Here is an 18,512-nt window from a genome sequence, read left to right on the forward strand (position 1 = left end):
AAGGCAAGCGCGAGCCGCTATCGCGCCCCCGATGGAACATGACATTCACGTGATCGGCGGGGGACTTGCCGGGTCGGAGGCGGCGTGGCAGCTGGCCGAGGCCGGGTGGCGCGTCCGCCTCTCCGAGATGCGCGGCGGCGGCGACACCACCCCGGCACACCACGGCGACCAGCTCGCCGAGCTGGTCTGCTCGAACAGCTTCCGCTCCGACGATGCCGAGAACAACGCGGTCGGGCTGCTCCACCAGGAGATGCGCGCGCTCGGCTCGCTGATCCTGCGCGAGGGCGACCGCCACCGCGTCCCCGCGGGGTCGGCGCTGGCGATGGACCGCGACGGCTTCTCCGCCGGCGTCACCGCCGCGCTGGCGGCGCATCCCAGGGTGACGATCGTGCGCGAGCGGGTCGACGCGCTGCCCGAGACGCCCGCGATCGTCGCGACCGGCCCGCTCACCGCGCCGGCGCTCTCCGAGCGGATCGCGGGCGAGACCGGGCGCGACGCGCTCGCCTTCTTCGACGCGATCGCGCCGATCGTCCACCGCGACTCGATCGACCTCGACACCGCCTGGTTCCAGAGCCGCTGGAACAAGGGTGATGGCACCGATTACATCAACTGCCCGCTCGACAAGGACCAGTATCACGCGTTCGTCGAAGGCCTCCTGGCCGGCGAGAAGACCGAGTATCGCGAGTGGGAGAACGTGCCCTATTTCGAGGGCTGCATGCCGATCGAGGTGATGGCCGAGCGCGGGCCCGAGACGCTGCGCTTCGGGCCGATGAAGGGCGTCGGGCTCGACGAGCCGCGCACCGGTCGCTGGCCCTATGCGGCGGTGCAGCTGCGCCAGGACAATGCGCATGGGACGCTGTGGAACATCGTCGGCTTCCAGACCAAGCTGAAGCACGCCGAGCAGGTCCGGCTGTTCCGCACCATCCCGGGGCTGGAGAACGCCGAGTTCGCGCGACTGGGCGGGCTGCACCGCAACACCTTCATCCGCTCGCCCGAGCTGCTCGACCCGGTGCTGCGGCTGCGCTCGCGCCCCCACCTTCGCTTCGCGGGCCAGATCACCGGCTGCGAGGGCTATGTCGAGAGCGCCGCGATCGGGCTGCTCGCGGGGCGCTTCGCCGCCGCCGAGCTGCGCGGCGAGACGCCGGCCCCCCCGCCGGTCGAGACCGCGCTGGGCGCGCTGCTCGGCCATATCACGGGCGGCGCGGAGGCGGAGAGCTACCAGCCGATGAACGTCAACTTCGGCCTGTTCCCGCCCATCCCCGGTCGCACCAGGAAGGCGGAGCGCAAGAAGCTCTACACCGACCGCGCGCGCGCCGCGCTGGCGGCGTGGATGGCGGCCTGAGCCACCCCGGGGCGCTCGCCCGGCTGATCCCCGCGGGGTCGCGACGGGCCGTGATCCGACGCGGCCCCGGCGCCTACTCGTCGGCGTGCGACTGGTCGGAGCAGGGAGTCGTGCGGCGGGGCTTGTGCTTGGGCGCGGTCGCGGCGAACTCCTCGGCGTCGAGCGCGCCCGAACCGTCGCGATCGGCCGCTCCGAACCGGTCGACCGTGCGCGCCGCCCACTCATCGAAGCTGAGCTTGCCGTCACCGTCGCGATCCAGCTTGGCGAAGGCCTTGCGGCGCGGCTCGAGGAATTCCTCGCGGGTGACCTTGCCGTCGCGGTCGCGGTCGAACCGCTCGAAGCGCCGGCGCGCGCGCGTGGCGTCGCTCGCCTCGGGCAGGTCGGGCGCGGGCGTCGCCGGCGCCGCGGTGTCGCTCGGACGAGCCGGCGCCGCGCTGCTCGGCGCGCCCGTACGTGCCTGCCCGCTGATCATCAGCCAGCCGCCCGCCAGCAGCAGCAGCGCGGCCACGCCGCCCGCCAGATATCGCCACATGCGTCTTCTCCCCACCACTCGCGCCGAGGCTATCGGGCACCGCCGACCGGGCGCAAGCGCGCGCCGCTAGCGCCCGGAAAGGCGGTGCCAAAGCAGCCGCACCGCGCGGGCCGGGTGGCCCGCCGGCCGAGTCGGCCGGGTGAGATCGAGTCGCGCCAGCCATGCCAGCGCCCCCAGCGCGCGCGCGGGCGTGGGCCAGCGCCGGTCGAGCGCGGCGGCCAATCGCGACAGTGCGGCGTCGCGCGCCGCCGACGCCAGCGCGGGGTCGCTGAGATGCCGCGTGAGGTCGGCGAGCGCCCAGCCTTCCCCGGCGCTGACGATCGTCTCGTCCGCCGGGATGCCCGACAGCGTCGCTGCCGCACCGAACAGTGACCCGCCTCTCGCGGTCGCGTGCGCGCCCAGCGCCGCGATGGTCAGCGGCGCCTCCAGCAACGCCTCCCAACCCTCCACCTGCCGCGCCAGCGCGGCACCTGCCACGCGGCCGACGACGGTCGCACTCAGCGCCGCGAGCACCGGCTCGGCCGGCGCCGGCGCGCGGTCGAGCGCGTCCAAGGCCTCATACCACCAGGTCAGCCGCATCTGCCCCACCAGCGGCTCGCGCGTGGTACGCAGGATCGCGCCCAGCCGCTCGTCCAGCGCGAGCAGCGCCGCCAGGCCATCGCGCGAACCGGCGGGCGCGTAGCTGAGCACCAGCGCGCGCTCGGTCGCCGCGCCTGGCGACGTTGGCGAATTATCAACCTCGATCACGCTAACGCCTGCTCCACCACGTTCGCGCCCGGCGCGGCCCGGAAGGTACCAGATGCGCAGCCGATCCCGCTTGTTCCCCTCACTCCGCTCCCGCCTCGCGTCGCTGCCGCGCGACCGGCGCGGCTCGACCATCGGGATCATGGCCGCGGGGCTCGTCGTCGGCATCGGCTCGCTCGGCAGCGCGATCGACGCCGGGCGCATGTACATCGTCAAGTCGCAGCTGCAAGCCGGCGTCGACGCCGCCGCGCTGGCGGGCGCGCGCGCCTTCGGCGTCACCGACACCAGCGCCAACAGCCGCACCAAGCAGGTCGACTCCTACTTCGACGGCAATTTCCCGCGCTCGCCCTCCTACATGGGGACCACCAACGTGACCGTCACGCCGACCTTCGCGGTGGTCAACGGCGTCAACGTCACCACCGTCAACGCCGCGGCGACGCTCGACATGTCGTTCATGCGGCTGTTCGGCTTCCGCGACGTGACGATGCGCGCGACCGCCAAGGCCGAGCTGCAGCCGCGCACGCTCGAGGTGATGGTGGTGCTCGACAACACCGGGTCGATGAAAGACTATCTGTCGAACGGCAAGACGCGCATCACCGCGCTGAAGGAGGCGGCGAACAGCTTCGTCGATATCCTCTTCCAGGGTGGCACGCAGCGCAAGGATCTGGCGCTCGGGTTCGTACCCTATGACATCACCGTGAACGTCGGCAACCTGCTGCTCGCGCGCCGCTCCAACGCGGTGGCGCAGGTGCCGGGCTTCAACACCAGCGTCGAGGCGAGCGCCTATGGCACGTGGCCAGCCAACCCTTATTACTGGAAGGGCTGCGTCATGAACGACGCGACGGTGCGGGACCTCAGCAGCGACCGTACCGTCTCGGAGCCAAACGCGTGGGATGTCACCCGCACGCTCCCCGGCGAGGGCGGCAACCCCGCGGTGATGCCCTATTTCGTGCCGCCGATCTACGTGCCCAAGCTTGCCGCCGGCAACGCCGACGCCGCGGCCAAGGCCAACAAGGCCGGCGACTATTATAATATCAACGGCGGCGAAGCTAGCAACAACCTGTACCGTCTGGACACGACATCGTTCGGCGACAGTGGCGGCGATTACCTGGCAAATAGTGCAGCGTACCGCTCGTGGCTGTATGATTATTATATCGGACTGAACGATGGCGCCGCCAACAACAGCGACGACGTGGTCCGTCTCAAGGATCCAAAAGGCGGCTATTACAATCCCTCGTCAGGCGATCGAACGTCGACCACATGGTACATCGATTGGAAGAACATCCCGAACTATTACTCCACCGCTCACTGGGCCGCGACGCCCGGTAGTGCGCGCGTCAATCCGAATGGCGGTATCAACAACGACGGCTCGAAGAACACGACTCCGGGTAGGAACCCTAACTGGCAATGCCCGGAAGAAGCCATGCTGCCGCTCTACAATCGACAGAAGAGCGATTACACTAACTATATCCGCGACTCGAACGCCGCGATCTATCCGGCCAATGGTACGATCCACCACACCGGCCTTCTCTGGGCCTACAGGCTCTTGGTGCGCGACGACGTCTTCACGCGGCCGCGTCCGAGCGGGATCACGAACGAACAGCCTCGTCGTGCGATCGTCTTCATGACCGACGGCTTGAACGAGATCGGCGAGAATCAGAACGGTTATCTCAGCCGCACCTTCACCTGGTACGGTCGTTGGTCCGACAAGACGATCACGAGCTCGGACGACGGCAACGTCGCCGAGACCCAGATGTTGCGACGGTTCGAGAAGACGTGCGCCAATATCCAGAGAGAGGCCAACCCGCCGCAGGTCTATATCATCGCGCTGGTGGCGAACAGCAACGCGATCGACACCGCCTTCAACAATTGCGCACCCGGCCGCGTGTACCGCACCAGCAACGCCACTCAGCTCAACGCCGCCTTTCAGAACGTCGCGGCCGAGCTCGTCGACCTGCACCTGACGCAATGACGCGCGCGCGCTCCCTCCTTAGCGACCGGCGCGGCGCCACGGTGATCGAGTTCGCGCTGATCCTGCCGGTGCTGCTCAGCGCGGTCTGCGGCACGATCGAGCTCGGCCACATGCTGGTCGCGCGCATGGTGCTCGACGGCGCGGTGGTGGAGGCGGCGCGGGTCGCGACCGCCAGCGTCGACAACAGCCAGTCCGCGCGCGACACGGTGATGCGCCAGAGCATCACCGCGGCGATGAGCAGCTTCCCGCTCGCCGCGGGCCAGCAGATGTCGATCGACACGCGCGTCTTCGCCGACTTCAGCACCGCCTACCCCGAGGTCTATGCCGACGCCAACAGCAACGGCAAATACGACCTCGGCGAGACCTTCACCGATCGCAACAGGAACGGCAAATGGGATCCCGCGACGCCGATCACGGGCACGATGGGCGGCGCGGGGGACGTGCTGAGCATCACCGTGCGCTACCCCAAGAAGGTGCTGTTCGGCTTCCTCGGCACGCAATGGGCGATGGGGTCACTGATCAACCTGTCCGCCACCACGGTGGTGCGCAACGAAGCCGTGAGCCGCACCTCGTGATCGCCGCCGCCCTCCTTCGCCGGCTCGCGCGCGAGCGCCGCGGCATCGCGATGCTCGAGTTCGCGCTGGTGATGCCGCTGTTCCTCGGCTTCGTCCTGACCGGGCTGGAGTTCGCCAACTGGGTCATGGCGAACAATCGCGCGCAGCGGCTCGCCTCGATGACCGCCGACCTGGTGGCGCAGAGCGGGGTCGGCTCGGTCGGCGCGAGCGAGAAGCAGATCTACGACCTGTTCAGCGCGATCGACATCACCGCCCAGCCGTTCGACCTGCGCAACCACGGTCGCGTGGTGATCAGCAGCGTCAAGGGGACGGACAACGACTCCGACGGCGTCATCGAGAAGCGCTTCCTGTGGCAGCGGTTCGACGGCAATTACGTCGCCGCCTCGCCGCTGCTCGGCTGCGCCCAGTCCAGCGCGCTGGCGACTCTGCCGGCGAGCCGCGTGCTGCCGCTCGACGAGATCCTGTTCCACGTCCAGGTGACGTACGACTATCAGCCGCTGATCAGCCGCCGCCCGTTCGGCTGGCTCGATCTCGGGACCGCGATCACGCGCACCGCGACCTATCGCGCGCGCAGCACGCAGTTCCAGGCACCCTCGCCGGTCGATCAATTCCCCGCCAAGAGCAAGTGCACGACGGTGGACGGATTGTAGGGGGGCTCGTCCTCGTCCCATCTCGGACCGGCCGGAGAGCCACTCCTGCCGTCGTCACTTCCGGCAGCGATCGCCCCCTCTCCCCGCCGTAGGGGAGAGGGGGCGGCGCCCTCACTTCCGGTAGGTCACCTTCTTCACCGCGGCGACGATCTTGTCCGCGGAGATCAGCGCCAGCTTCTCGAGGTTGGCGGCATAGGGCAGCGGCACGTCCTCGTTGGTGACGCGCAGCACCGGCGCGTCGAGGTCGTCGAAACCCTCCTCCATCACCACCGCGGCGATCTCCGAGGCGATCGAGCAGGTCGGCCAGCCCTCTTCCACCACCACCAGGCGATTGGTCTTGGCGAGGCTCTTCAGCACCGTCTTGGTGTCGAGCGGGCGCAACGTCCGCAGGTCGATCACCTCGGCCTCGACCCCCTCGCCCGCCAGCTTCTCGGCGGCCTCGAGCGCGAGCCCGACGCCGATCGAGTAGCTCACGATCGTCACGTCCTTGCCCTGGCGCATCACGCGCGCCTTGCCGATCGGCAGCACCCAGTCGTCCAGCTTGGGCACCTCGAACGAGCGGCCGTAGAGCAGCTCGTTCTCGAGGAACACCACCGGGTCCTGGCTGCGGATCGCCGCCTTGAGCAGCCCCTTGGCGTCGGCCGCGTCGTACGGCGCGATCACGATCAGGCCGGGGACGCTGGCGTACCACGGGCCGTAGTTCTGCGAGTGCTGCGCGCCGACCCGGCTGGCGGCGCCGTTGGGGCCGCGGAACACGATCGGGCAGCGCATCTGGCCGCCGGACATGTAGTTGGTCTTGGCGGCCGAGTTGATGATGTGGTCGATCGCCTGCATGGCGAAGTTGAACGTCATGAACTCGACGATCGGCTTCAGTCCGCCCATCGCCGCGCCGGTGCCGACGCCGGCGAAGCCGTATTCGGTGATCGGCGTGTCGATCACGCGCTTGTCGCCGAACTCGTCGAGCAGGCCCTGGGTCACCTTATAGGCGCCCTGATATTGCGCGACCTCCTCGCCCATCACGAACACGCGCGCGTCGGCGCGCATCTCCTCGGCCATCGCGTCGCGCAGCGCCTCGCGGACGGTCTGCTTCACCATCTCGGTGCCCTCGGGCACCGCGGGGTCGCTCACCTCCGACTCGTGCGCCGCCGCCTCGAACAATTGGCGCGCACCGGTGTCGACCTTCTCCTGCGCGGGGTGCGCCGAATCCTCGACCGTGTCGGGCTTCTTCTGCTCGTCGGCCCGGGCGTCGCCGCGCGGCGAATCGTCCTTGGTCGCGGCGGGCGCGGGGTCACCCGCCCCGGCCTCCTCGCCCTCGCCGGCGAGCTGCAGGATCACGGTGCCGACCTTCACGCCGTCGGTACCCTCGGCGACCAGGATCTTGGAGACGGTGCCCTCGTCGACCGCCTCGAACTCCATCGTCGCCTTGTCGGTCTCGATCTCGGCCATGATGTCGCCGGACTTCACGGAGTCGCCCTCCTTGACCAGCCACTTGGCGAGCGTGCCCTCCTCCATCGTCGGGGACAGCGCCGGCATCTTGATGTCGATCGCCATCTCAATACTTCTCCACCAGGACGTCGGTATACAGTTCGGCCGGCTCGGGCTCGGGGGTGCTCTCGGCGAAGTCGGCCGCCTCGTTCACCTGCTTGCGGATGCGCTGCTCGATCGCCTTGAAGTCCTCTTCCTTGGCACCGTGCGTCTCGGACAACGTGCGCTTCACCGCCTCGATCGGGTCGGACTTGTCGCGGACCGCCTGCACCTCGTCGCGCGAGCGGTATTTGGCGGGATCGGACATCGAGTGGCCGCGGTAGCGATAGGTCTTCATCTCGAGGATGATCGGCCCCTTGCCCGCGCGCACCCAGGCGAGCGCCTCCTCCGCCGCGCCGCGCGCCGCCAGCACGTCCATGCCGTCGATCTGCAGGCCCGGGATGCGGAAGCTCTCGCCGCGCTTGTAGAGCTGGTCCTCGGACGAGGCGCGGTTCACGCTGGTGCCCATGGCGTATTGGTTGTTCTCGATCACGAAGATGATCGGCAGCTTCCACAGCTCGGCCATGTTGAAGGCCTCGTACACCTGGCCCTGGTTGGCTGCGCCGTCGCCGAAATAGGCGAGGCAGACCCCGCCGTCCTCGCTGTACTTGTGCTTGAACGCGAGACCGGCGCCGAGCGACACCTGCGCGCCGACGATGCCGTGGCCGCCGTAGAACTTATGCTCGACGCTGAACATGTGCATCGAGCCGCCCTTGCCCTTGGAGATGCCGGCCTGACGCCCGGTCAGCTCCGCCATCACGTCCTTGGGCGGGATCCCGCACAGCAGCATATGGCCGTGGTCGCGATAGCCGGTGATCACCGAATCGGCCTCGGTCAGCGCCGACTGGAGCCCGACCGCGACTGCTTCCTGGCCGATGTACAGGTGGCAGAAGCCACCGATCAGGCCCAGGCCGTAGAGCTGCCCGGCCTTCTCCTCGAAGCGGCGGATTAGCAGCATGTCCTCGTAGAATTTGAGCAGCTCTTCCTTGCTGGCGTCGTACGGACGCGGGTCCGACGGGCGCTCGCGATTCGTCTTGTGCGGGTCGGCGGGGGGCGTGTCGCCGGCCGGTGCCGGGCTGCGTGCTGGGGCTTTTGCCACGATGGACAGGACCTCATTCCTTGGGAAGATGCGCGCCTATAGGCGCGGGTCGCGTCGGACTGCAAACCCCACCGGCTTGCAAGGGTTTCGACGCGGGTCTAGGCCGCTGCTCCGATGCACGCCCCGATCGACCCGCCGGCCGCGCCGCGCCACCCGTTACGCATCGCCGATTTCCGCGCCTATTGGCTCGCGCGCTTCTCGGGGACGATCGCGATCAGCGCGCAGGCGATCATCATCGGCTGGCAGGTCTACAGCCTCGCGCGCCAGACGATGGACATCCGCGACGCCGCCTTCCTGCTCGGCATGATCGGGCTGGTCCAGTTCATCCCCTTGTTCCTGCTGACGCCGGTCGTGGGGCTGGTGGCGGACACGGTCGACCGGCGCTGGATCGTGCGCGGCACCACCGCGCTGCTGGTGCTCAACGCCGTGACGCTCGGCCTGCTGACCTGGTCCGGCCAGCTCGGGCTTCCCTATCTTTTCATTTCCGCGGTGCTGATCGGTGTCGCGCGTGCCTTCTCGGGACCCGCTTATTCCGCGCTGGCGCCGAACCTCGTCCCCAAGGAGAGCCTGCCGACCGCGATCGCGATCTCCTCGATCGCCTGGCAGTTCGGCACGATCGCGGGGCCGAGCGTCGGCGGGCTGCTCTACGCGTTCCATCCCGACGTGGCTTACGGGGTGATTGCGGGGCTGCTGCTGCTCGCGCTCGGGCTGATGTTCCTGATCGGCAAGGTCCCCCAGCCGCCCGCGCAGAAGGACCGCCAGCCGCTCCAGCGCATCCTCGACGGCTTCGCCTATGTCCGCCGCAACCGGCTGGTGCTGGCGGCGATCACGCTCGACCTGTTCGCGGTGCTGCTGGCGGGCGCGACCGCGCTGCTGCCGATCTTCGCGCGCGACATCCTCCACGTCGGCGCCTCCGGGCTGGGCGTGCTGGCGGCGGGGATGGGGATCGGCGCGGCGAGCACCGCGATCTGGTTCTCGTTCCGGCCGATGAAGCGCAACGTCGGCGTCAAGATGCTCGCCGCGGTGGTGGTGTTCGGGCTGGGCATCCTGACCTTCGGCGTCGCCACCCAGCTGACCGACGCGCTCGGGATCACCCATGTCGCGCTCGGCGCGGGGCTGCCGGTGCTCCAGACCGACTTCCTGCTCAGCCTCGTCGGGCTGATCGTCGCGGGCGGCGCCGATATGGTCTCGGTCTATGTCCGCAGCTCGCTGATCCAGCTGCACACGCCCGACGCGATGCGCGGGCGCGTCAGCGCGGTGTCGCAGCTCACCATCTCGGCGTCGAACGAGCTCGGCGAGGCGGAGAGCGGGCTGATGGCGTCGCTGCTCGGCCCGGTCGGCGCGGTGGTGTTCGGCGGGGTCGGCGCGATCGCGATCACGCTGATCTGGGCGCGGCTGTTCCCGGAACTGAAGCGGGCGCGTACCTTTGACCCGCCCGAGATGCTAGAGACCGAACCCCAGCACGGAGTAGCGCAGCCATGAAGGCCCAGACCATCCTGGAGACGATCGGCAACACGCCGCACATCCGAGTCCGCAAGCTGTTCCCCGGCTCGGAGGTGTGGATCAAGTCCGAGCGTTCCAACCCCGGCGGCTCGATCAAGGACCGCATCGCGCTGGCGATGATCGAGGCGGCCGAGGCGTCGGGCGCGCTCTCGCCCGGCGGCACGATCGTCGAGCCGACCAGCGGCAACACCGGGATCGGCCTCGCCATGGTGGCCGCGGTGAAGGGCTACAAGCTGATCCTCGTCATGCCCGAGAGCATGAGCCTCGAGCGCCGGCGGCTGATGCTCGCGTACGGCGCGCAGTTCGACCTCACGCCGCGCGAGAAGGGGATGAAGGGCGCGATCGAGCGCGCGCTCGAGCTGGTCGAGCAGACGCCCGGCGCCTGGATGCCGCAGCAGTTCGAGAACCCCGCCAACGTCGACGTCCACGTCCGCACCACCTCGCAGGAGATCCTGAACGACTTCCGCGACTCGCCCATCGACGTCATCATCACCGGCGTCGGCACCGGTGGCCACATCACCGGCGTGGCCGAGACGCTCAAGAAAGAATGGCCCAACCTGAAGGTCTTCGCGGTCGAGCCCCAGGCCTCGCCGGTGATCTCGGGCGGCCAGGCCGGCCCGCACCCGATCCAGGGCATCGGCGCGGGCTTCATCCCCGCCAACCTCCACACCCAGGCGCTGGACGGCGTGATCGAGGTCGACGCCGCGGTGGCCAAGGACATGGCGCGCCGCGCCGCGCGCGAGGAAGGCATGCTGGTCGGCATCTCCTCGGGCGCGACGCTCGCCGCGATCCTCCAGAAGCTGCCCGACCTGCCCGACGACGTGCGCGTGCTGGGCTTCAACTACGACACCGGCGAGCGCTATCTCTCGGTGCCGGACTTCCTGCCGGAGAACTGAGCTGGCGAGCGTCAGCGCGCGGACGGGCGCGCTCCTCGGCGGGATCGCGCTGCTCGCCGTGGCGGGGCCGGTGGTGGTGATCCAGCGCACGCCGGCGGTGCCGCGCGCGATCGCGGCCAAGGTGCGCGTGCCGCAGCGGGTCGCGCCGCCGACCGAGCTCCCCGAGGTCGAGCCGGTTGAGCTGCAGGATCTCACCGCCGAGGAGGCGCGCGCCTATAACGCGGGCATCCCGTTCGTGCGCGGCCCCAAGCCGGCGGCGCAGCCGTTCCGCTTCGCCGGCGACTCGGCGGCGCTGGCGCGCGCGACCGACTGCCTCGCCGCCGCGGCCTGGTATGAGGCGGGCGACGATGCCGCGGGGCAGCGCGCGGTGGCACAGGTGGTGCTCAACCGGCTGCGCCATCCCGCCTTCCCCAAGACGGTCTGCGGCGTCGTCTTCCAGGGATCCGAGCGCAGCACCGGCTGCCAGTTCACCTTCACCTGCGACGGCGCGCTGGCGCGGCACCCGAGCGGCCCGGCCTGGGATCGCGCGCGCAAGGTCGCCGAGGCGGCGCTGGCGGGCAAGGTCGAGAAGAAGGTCGGCTATGCGACACACTACCACACCGACTGGGTGGTGCCGTACTGGAGCTCCAGCCTCGACAAGATCGCCGAGGTCCACACCCACCTGTTCTTCCGCTGGACCGGCTGGTGGGGCACGCCCCCCGCGTTCCGCCGCACGGTGTCCAGCGCGGAGCCGGTGATCGCCGCGCTCGCCGCGGTGTCGCCCGCGCATCAGCTGAGCGGCGCGCTGGCGGAGGCGGACGCCGCGACCGCAGCGGCGGCGCCGCTGCTCGCGGGGGCGCCCGGGCCGGCGCCGGCGGCGACGCCGTTGGCGGGCGACGAGGACGCCTTCGCGATGGTGCTGGGGAGCGACTCGCCCGAGCGCTTCGTCGACGCCGCGCGCGCGGCATGCGGGGAGCGCGCGCGGTGCAAGTTCATGGGCTGGACCGACCGCGCGCAGCTGCCGGGGAGCGCCACCATGACGCCGCAGCAGATGGCGGCGATGTCGTTCAGCTATCTCCGCAACAAGGACGCGGGGATCGAGCGGATGCTGTGGAACTGCAAGGAGTTCCCGCGCACCGGCCCGGGCCTGTGCATGCGGAGACAGGCGATCCCGCAGCTCGCGCCGCCGTCGGGCGCGCTGCCGGGAGGACCGGAGCCGCTGGACGGGGTGCGGCGACGCGAGGGAACGGGGGTGAGAAACTCCCTGCCTTCGGGCGCATCAGGTGAACTGCGTCCCACGTTGCCGAGGTCGGACCGACCGGATGCCGGCACCGCCACGAACCCCGCTCCCGCGGCGAAGCCCCGGCCCCTCCACTGAAGGAGAGCGGTGCGAGACCGTAAGATCCTCCCCGCTCGCGGGGAGGGGGACCGCCCGGCGCAGCCGGGTGGTGGAGGGGGTTCGCCCCGAACACACCGGCCCGCGCGCGGAGAGCCCCCGCCGTCAGCGCTGACGCGCTGCCAGTGCGGGCGAGATGGTGTCCCCCGGACACCATCTTGGCTTGCTGAAGGCAAGCCAAAGCCCGCACTCCCCGCGAGCGGGGAGGATCTTCAGCACCCTCACGCCGCCGCGAACATCTCCGGCGGCAGCGCCATGATCGCCTCGGCGCCGCCCTCGATCTTGCGGCGCAGCGCGCCCGCCTCGGGCAGCACGCGCTCGGCATAGAAGCGCGCGGTGATCAGCTTGGCCTCCAGGAAGGCGGCGTCGCCCGCGCCCTCCCCCTTCAGCCGCGCCGCCGCGCCCGCCATGCGCAGCCACATCAGCCCGACCGCGACCACGCCGACGAGGTGCATGTACGGCACCGCCCCCGCGCCGACGTTGTTCGGGTCCTTCATCCCGTTCGCCAGGAACCACATCGTCGCCGCCTGGAGCTCGCCCGCGGCCTTCTCCAGCCGCGCGGTGAGGTCGGCGGTGGCGGGCTCGCCCTTCCCCGCCGCGATCTCGTCCATCACCAGCTTGCCGAACGCCTGTACCGCGCGGCCGCCGTTGAGTGCGAGCTTGCGCCCCACCAGGTCCATGGCCTGCACGCCGTTGGTGCCCTCGTAGATCATCGCGATCCGGGCATCGCGGACGTACTGCTCCATGCCCCATTCGGCGATATAGCCGTGCCCGCCATAGACCTGCTGCGCGTTGGTGGCGATCTCATAGCCGCGGTCGGTGCCGACGCCCTTGATCACCGGCGTGAGCAGCCCCAGCAGGTCGCCGGCGAGCTGGCGCTCCGCCTCGTCGGTGGCGTGATGCTCGAGATCGGCCTGGAGCGCGCCCCACAGGCAGAGCGCGCGAAGCCCCTCGGTCCAGGCCTTGCCCTCCATCAGCATGCGCCGCACGTCGGGGTGGACGAAGAGCGTGTCGGCCTTCTCGCCGGGCTCGGCCGGACCCCTGAGCGCGCGGCCCTGGCGGCGGTCCTTCGCATATTGCACCGCGTTCTGATACGCCGTCTCGGCCACGCCGAGCCCCTGGAGCCCGACGCCGAGCCGCGCCGCGTTCATCATGATGAACATCGCGGCGAGGCCCTTCATCTCCTCGCCGACGAGCCAGCCGGTCGCGCCGTCATAGTTCATCACGCAGGTCGAGTTGGCGTGGATGCCCATCTTGTGCTCGATCGAGCCGCAGCTCACCGCGTTGCGCTCGCCCAGCGAGCCGTCGTCGTTGACCAGCACCTTGGGCACCACGAACAGCGAGATGCCCTTGGAGCTGTCGGGGGCGCCCGGGGTCTTCGCCAGCACGAGGTGGATGATATTGTCGGTCAGGTCGTGCTCGCCCGCCGAGATGAAGATCTTCGTGCCCGTGATCTGGTAGCTGCCGTCCGCCTGCGGCTCGGCGCGGGTGCGGATCAGGCCGAGGTCGGTGCCGCATTGCGGCTCCGTGAGGTTCATCGTGCCGCCCCACTCGCCCGAGACCATCTTGGGCAGATACTTCTGCTGCTGCTCGGGGCTGCCCTTCACCAGCAGCGCGGCGATCGCGCCGTGCGCCAGGCCCGGGTACATCGCGAACGCCATGTTCGCCGAGATCATATATTCCTGGAAGGCGGTGGAGACGACGTGCGGCATGCCCTGGCCGCCGAACGCCTCGGGCGCGCTCAGCGTGCCCCAGCCCGACTCGACGAACTGCGTATAGGCCTCCTTGAACCCCTTGGGTGTCGTCACGCTGCCGTCGGGGTGACGGGTGCAGCCCTCCAGATCGCCCGATTGGTTGAGCGGGAACAGCACCTCGGCGACGAAGCGGCCGCCCTCCTCGAGCACCGCCTCGACCGTGTCGGGCGTGGCGGCGGCGAAGCCGGGGACGTTGGCGTAGCGATCAAGTCCGATCACCTGCTCGAGGACGAAGCGGGTGTCGCGGATCGGAGGAACATATTGCGGCATCGTCTCAGTCTTCCTTGGCTGCGCCACCCTCGACCACCGTCAGGAACTCGGCCAGTTCGGTGATCGCGGCGTCGATATCGTGCTTCTGTTGGTGGAGCGCGGCGATGCGCTCGCGGCAGCGCTCGATCGCCACCGCGCGCTGCTTCTGCCGGCCGTCACCGACGTCGTAGAGGTCGATCATCTCGCGGATGTCGGCGAGGCTGAAGCCCACGCGCTTGCCCCGCAGGATCCACGCCAGCCGGGCGCGGTCGCGGTGCGAGTAGATCCGCACCATCCCCCGCCGCTCCGGCGCGATCAGCCCCTCGTCCTCGTAGAAGCGCAGCGCGCGCGGCGTCACGCCGAACTCGGCCGACAGGTCGGTGATGGTGAAATGGTCGCGGTCCGCGCGCGGCGGCACGACGGCATAAGCGGCAGACGCGTCGAGAAGGTCGCTCATGACCAGCGAGGTAACTTCCCTTTACGTGAACGTCAACTGGCGTCTCCTGCTGCCGCGTGAGGAGAGGACAGCGCCGCGGACGGCACGTCCGGGGCGCTTGGCAGACGAGGTGGATCTACCCGTCGCCGCACAGCAGCCGTCCATCGGCGCCGCGCGTGCGGCTCGCCTCGGCGACCGAGTCGCTCAATCGCTCGAGACGAAGCCCCGCGAGCGAGGCGCGGCCGGTGCAGCGCGAGTCGCAGGCGGCCGGCAGCGTCGCAGGGACGATCAGCGCGTCATGGTCGTAGCGCAGTGCGACGGTGCAGCCCCCGCCCCAGTCGACCTCGAGGGTCGAGCCGGGGCGCGCCGACCCGCGCGCGACGCAGCGCTGGCCCGCGCCATAGTCGACGCTCGTGCCCGTGCGGAGAACGCTGTCCCCCGGGACGAGGCAGAGCCGCGCGGTCTCCGCGGCGAACACGCCGACCGGCCGCTCGCGCGCCGGCGCCGCGATCAGCCCCGCCGCGCCCGCCGAGCGCTCCAGCGCGGCGCCGGCGGCTGGGCCGGCCGGCGGGGTCGGTGTCGCACGATCGCAGCCGGCGAGCAGCAGCGCCGCGAGCGCGAGCGCACGCCCCGTCACGCCACCGGGCTCAGCGCGCCCTCCCCCGGCCCCACGCCGGGTGCGACCCGACGGTAGAAGCAGCTGCGCGCGCCGGTGTGGCAGGCGGGGCCCGCGGGGTCGACGATCAGCCACAGCGAGTCCTGGTCGCAGTCGACGCGGAGCTCGGCGACGCGCAGCACGTTGCCCGAGGTCTCCCCCTTCTTCCACAACCGCCCGCGGCTGCGCGAGAAGAAGGTCGCCTCGCCTGTCGCGCGCGTGGCGGCGATCGCCGCCGCGTCCATATGCGCCACCATCAGCAGCTCGCCGGTGGTACGGTCGGTCACCACCGCGGTGACCAGCCCGGCCGAGTCGAACTTGGGGAGGAAGTCGGTGCCGGTCTCGCGCGTGTCGGTCATGTCGCCGAGGTAGAGCGTGTCGCGGCCGGTTTGAAGCCGCGATATGGGTCGTGGACGCGGCCTGTCGCTGACCGCGCGCCGGCCAGGGCCGGAGCACAGCTGGCAAGCTCCCGCGGACCAGGCGGCGGGCTCGTGCCGCGAGGCGCCGGGTCGAGCCGGGCGCGCGAGCCACTCACGCCGTCGCGACCGGGCCCCGGCGCGCACGGTGGACAGGGCCGCCGATCACGCCGGTTGAAGCTGGGCCAGGAACCAGCCTCCGTGCTGGAACGTACCCTCGCGATGACCGACCTGCTGTGGCTGCGCCAGGACCTCCGCCTCCATGACCAGCCCGCGCTGGTGGCCGCCGCGCATAGCGGCGCGGTGATCCCGGTCTACGTGCTCGACGACGAGTCGCCCGGCGCGTGGAAGATCGGCGAGGCGCAGCGCTGGTGGCTTCATCACAGCCTCGCCGCGCTGGGTAAGGCGCTCGAGAAGAAGCACAGCCGCCTGATCCTGCGCCGCGGCCGGGCGGCCGAGGTGCTTACCGCGCTGCTCGAGGAGACCGGCGCCGAGCGGGTCCATGCCATCCGCCACTATGAACCCTGGTGGCGCGACGCCGAGACGGCGCTGGGCGACCGGCTCTGCCACTATGACGGCAACCATCTGGCACGGATCGAGGACGTCACCACCGGCGGCGGCGCGCCCTACCGCATCTACTCGTCCTTCTGGAAAGGGCTGCAGCCGCACCTGCCCCCCCAGCAGCCGCTCGCCGTGCCGCGCACCATTCCCGCACCCGACCGTTGGCCCGGGAGCGACTCGCTCGCCGACTGGAAGCTGTTGCCCAGCGCGCCCGACTGGTCGGGCGGGTTCGACTGGACGCCGGGCGAGACCGAGGCACTCGCCAAGGTCAAGCACCTCGCGCTCGACGGCTATGACGAGCGCCGCAACCTGCCGAGCGAGGAGGGCACGTCGCGGCTCTCGCCGCACCTCCACTTCGGCGAGGTGTCGCCGCGCACCGTCTGGCACGCCACCGGGGCGGGCGACGTCACCTTCCGCAAGGAACTGGCGTGGCGCGACTTCACCGACGGCGTCGTGCTCGCCCTGCCCGACTATGCCGACGCCAACGGTCGCGACCGCTACGACAGGCTACCGTGGCGCAGCGGCACGGCGGCGCAGAGCGACCTGCGCGCGTGGCAGCGCGGGCGCACCGGCTATCCCATCGTCGACGCCGGAATGCGTCAGCTGTGGCAGACCGGCTGGATGCACAATCGCGTACGGATGATCACCGCCTCTTTCCTGACCAAACACCTGCTGATCGACTGGCGCGAGGGCGAGCGCTGGTTCTGGGACTGCCTGGTCGACGCCGATTACGGCAACAACTCGGTCAACTGGCAGTGGGTCGCGGGCACCGGGGTGGACGCCAACATGTTCGGCCGGATCATGGCGCCGATCGGCCAGTCCGAGAAGTTCGGCGCGGGCGACTATATCCGCCGCTGGGTGCCCGAGCTGGAGCATCTGCCCGACGCCGCGATCCACGATCCCGAGGCGGCGGGCTGTCGGCCCGCCGCTTATCCCGCCATGCTGATCGGGCATCGCGAGGCACGCGAACGCGCGCTGGCGGCCGGGAAAAAGGTGCGATAGGCGCCGCGGCATGGACGCCGCGACCTCCCATCCTCCCCCGGCCGATCTCGGCAGCCGGATCGTGGCCCCGTTGTTCCACCGGATCCTCGACCGGGTCGACCGCGGCCTGATGTCGGGCGCGATCGAGGCCGAGCTGCCCGACGGCACGCGCCGGCTGCTCGGCGGGCATGACTCGGGGCCGTTCGCGGCGGTGCGCGTGGTGCGCTGGCGCGCGCTGTGGCGGCTGGTCAGCGCGGGCTCGATCGGCTGGTACGAGGGTTGGGCGGCGGGCGACTGGACCAGCCCCGATCCCGTGCCCGTGTTCGACCTGTTCGTGCGCAACCGCGCCGCGCTGGGCGACGTCGCGCGCGCCAAGCGCGGGGCGAGATGGGCCGCGCGGCTGTTCCACCGGCTGCGTCGCAACGACCGCGGCGGCGCGCGCCGCAACGTCGCGGCGCACTACGACCTCGGCAACGATTTCTACCGCGAGTGGCTCGACGAGACGCTGACCTATTCGAGCGCGCGCTACGCCGCGCCGGGTGAGCCGCTCGCCGACGCGCAGCGGCGCAAGCTGGGCGCGATCCTGGCGCGCACCGGCGCCACCGCGGGGCAGCGCGTGCTCGAGATCGGCTGCGGCTGGGGGTCGTTCGCGGCGACCGCGGCGGCCGCGGGGGTCGGCGTCCACGCGCTGACGCTCTCGACCGAGCAGCGCGACCATGTCGCCGCACGCGGCCTGCCGAACGTGAGCGTGGCGCTGTGCGACTATCGCGACGTCACCGGGACGTTTGACGGCGTCGCGTCGATCGAGATGGTGGAGGCGGTGGGGCCGGATTATTGGCCGGCCTATTGCGCGACGCTGGCGCGCGTGCTGCGGCCGGGCGGCCGCGCCGCGATCCAGCTGATCGCGATCGCCGACGACGTGTGGGACGCCTATGCCGGCGGCGTGGATTTCATCCAGCGCTACATCTTCCCGGGCGGGTCGCTGGTGTCGGCGAGCCGCTTCCGCGCGATCGCCGCGGCGCACGGACTGGCGTGGCAGGACGAGGAGCGCTTCGGCCCGGATTACGCCGAGACGCTGCTGGAGTGGCGCCGCCGCTTCGACCGCGCCGCCGCCGAGGGCAGGCTGCCGGCGCGGTTCGACGCGCGCTTCCAGCGGCTGTGGCGCTATTACCTGATGTACTGCGAGGGCGGCTTCCGCGGCGGCGGTATCGACGTGCTGCAGGTGACGCTGGTCAAAGGGTAACGGGT

General features: G+C 70.6%; 17 protein-coding genes. 9 read left to right on the forward strand and 8 right to left on the reverse strand.

From position 1 onward, the window contains the following. Positions 1-31: 31 nt before the first annotated feature. Positions 32-1,342 (forward strand): methylenetetrahydrofolate--tRNA-(uracil(54)-C(5))-methyltransferase (FADH(2)-oxidizing) TrmFO, encoded by a 1,311-nt coding sequence (gene trmFO / locus KZ813_RS04695; protein WP_219753782.1) that lies wholly within the window; start codon positions 32-34, stop codon positions 1,340-1,342. Between the two features lie 73 nt (positions 1,343-1,415). Here trmFO and KZ813_RS04700 read toward each other — a convergent pair whose 3' ends face one another. Together KZ813_RS04700 and KZ813_RS04705 are read right to left on the reverse strand one after the other, a co-directional pair. Then, positions 1,416-1,874: an EF-hand domain-containing protein gene (locus KZ813_RS04700; protein WP_219753783.1), complete on the reverse strand. Its 459-nt coding sequence runs from the start codon at positions 1,872-1,874 to the stop codon at positions 1,416-1,418. A 66-nt stretch (positions 1,875-1,940) separates the two neighbouring features. Beyond that, the gene (locus KZ813_RS04705) at positions 1,941-2,621 is read right to left on the reverse strand and encodes a squalene/phytoene synthase family protein (RefSeq protein WP_308461784.1); all 681 of its coding nucleotides are present in this window, start codon (positions 2,619-2,621) and stop codon (positions 1,941-1,943) included. Positions 2,622-2,673: 52 nt separating this feature from the next. On the opposite strand from KZ813_RS04705, the gene KZ813_RS04710 reads away from it, so the two are divergent. The 3 genes from KZ813_RS04710 to KZ813_RS04720 are packed head-to-tail and all read left to right on the forward strand — an operon-like array spanning position 2,674 to position 5,815. After that, positions 2,674-4,590, forward strand: coding sequence for a pilus assembly protein TadG-related protein (locus KZ813_RS04710; protein ID WP_373369247.1), 1,917 nt, complete (start codon positions 2,674-2,676; stop codon positions 4,588-4,590). Continuing rightward, positions 4,587-5,165 (forward strand): TadE/TadG family type IV pilus assembly protein, encoded by a 579-nt coding sequence (locus KZ813_RS04715; protein WP_219753785.1) that lies wholly within the window; start codon positions 4,587-4,589, stop codon positions 5,163-5,165. The genes KZ813_RS04710 and KZ813_RS04715 overlap by 4 nt, the downstream gene beginning before the upstream one ends. Then, a complete protein-coding gene (locus KZ813_RS04720; RefSeq protein ID WP_308461785.1) occupies positions 5,162-5,815 on the forward strand; it encodes a TadE/TadG family type IV pilus assembly protein in 654 nt (217 codons plus the stop codon). Before KZ813_RS04715 ends, KZ813_RS04720 begins: the two co-directional genes overlap by 4 nt. A 111-nt stretch (positions 5,816-5,926) precedes the next feature. Here the strand turns inward: KZ813_RS04720 and KZ813_RS04725 are convergent, their stop codons facing one another. Beyond that, entirely contained in the window at positions 5,927-7,366 is a 1,440-nt protein-coding gene (locus KZ813_RS04725; RefSeq protein WP_219753787.1) for a pyruvate dehydrogenase complex E1 component subunit beta, read from the reverse strand. Between the two features lies 1 nt (position 7,367). Beyond that, complete coding sequence (pdhA, locus tag KZ813_RS04730; protein ID WP_219753788.1) at positions 7,368-8,438, reverse strand: pyruvate dehydrogenase (acetyl-transferring) E1 component subunit alpha; 1,071 nt, start codon at positions 8,436-8,438, stop codon at positions 7,368-7,370. 114 nt (positions 8,439-8,552) lie between these two features. Here pdhA and KZ813_RS04735 point away from each other — a divergent pair, with 114 nt between their 5' ends. The 3 genes from KZ813_RS04735 to KZ813_RS04745 are packed head-to-tail and all read left to right on the forward strand — an operon-like array spanning position 8,553 to position 12,194. Beyond that, complete coding sequence (locus tag KZ813_RS04735; RefSeq protein ID WP_219753789.1) at positions 8,553-9,920, forward strand: MFS transporter; 1,368 nt, start codon at positions 8,553-8,555, stop codon at positions 9,918-9,920. Then, complete coding sequence (gene cysK, locus KZ813_RS04740) at positions 9,917-10,837, forward strand: cysteine synthase A (RefSeq protein ID WP_219753790.1); 921 nt, start codon at positions 9,917-9,919, stop codon at positions 10,835-10,837. The genes KZ813_RS04735 and cysK overlap by 4 nt, the downstream gene beginning before the upstream one ends. A 58-nt stretch (positions 10,838-10,895) precedes the next feature. After that, positions 10,896-12,194, forward strand: a complete 1,299-nt coding sequence (locus KZ813_RS04745) for a cell wall hydrolase (protein WP_308461786.1) — start codon at positions 10,896-10,898, stop codon at positions 12,192-12,194. 239 nt (positions 12,195-12,433) lie between these two features. On the opposite strand, the gene KZ813_RS04750 is transcribed toward KZ813_RS04745, so the two are convergent. From KZ813_RS04750 to hisI, 4 genes are all read right to left on the reverse strand, one after another. Next, positions 12,434-14,236: an acyl-CoA dehydrogenase C-terminal domain-containing protein gene (locus KZ813_RS04750; RefSeq protein ID WP_219753791.1), complete on the reverse strand. Its 1,803-nt coding sequence runs from the start codon at positions 14,234-14,236 to the stop codon at positions 12,434-12,436. Between the two features lie 4 nt (positions 14,237-14,240). Continuing rightward, positions 14,241-14,672 (reverse strand): MerR family transcriptional regulator, encoded by a 432-nt coding sequence (locus KZ813_RS04755; RefSeq protein WP_219753792.1) that lies wholly within the window; start codon positions 14,670-14,672, stop codon positions 14,241-14,243. Between the two features lie 115 nt (positions 14,673-14,787). Beyond that, positions 14,788-15,288, reverse strand: a complete 501-nt coding sequence (locus tag KZ813_RS04760; RefSeq protein ID WP_308461787.1) for a hypothetical protein — start codon at positions 15,286-15,288, stop codon at positions 14,788-14,790. Then, on the reverse strand, positions 15,285-15,665 hold the full coding sequence (gene hisI / locus KZ813_RS04765; protein WP_219753793.1) for a phosphoribosyl-AMP cyclohydrolase: 381 nt from the start codon (positions 15,663-15,665) through the stop codon (positions 15,285-15,287). The genes KZ813_RS04760 and hisI overlap by 4 nt, the downstream gene beginning before the upstream one ends. A 279-nt stretch (positions 15,666-15,944) precedes the next feature. On the opposite strand from hisI, the gene KZ813_RS04770 reads away from it, so the two are divergent. Next, positions 15,945-17,285 carry a cryptochrome/photolyase family protein gene (locus KZ813_RS04770; protein ID WP_219753868.1) on the forward strand — a complete coding sequence of 447 codons (1,341 nt, stop codon included), beginning with the start codon at positions 15,945-15,947 and terminating at the stop codon, positions 17,283-17,285. Between the two features lie 10 nt (positions 17,286-17,295). After that, positions 17,296-18,507, forward strand: a complete 1,212-nt coding sequence (locus KZ813_RS04775) for an SAM-dependent methyltransferase (protein WP_219753794.1) — start codon at positions 17,296-17,298, stop codon at positions 18,505-18,507. The last annotated feature ends 5 nt before the right edge of the window (positions 18,508-18,512 follow it).

This window comes from Sphingomonas folli (assembly GCF_019429525.1).
Lineage (GTDB): Bacteria > Pseudomonadota > Alphaproteobacteria > Sphingomonadales > Sphingomonadaceae > Sphingomonas > Sphingomonas folii.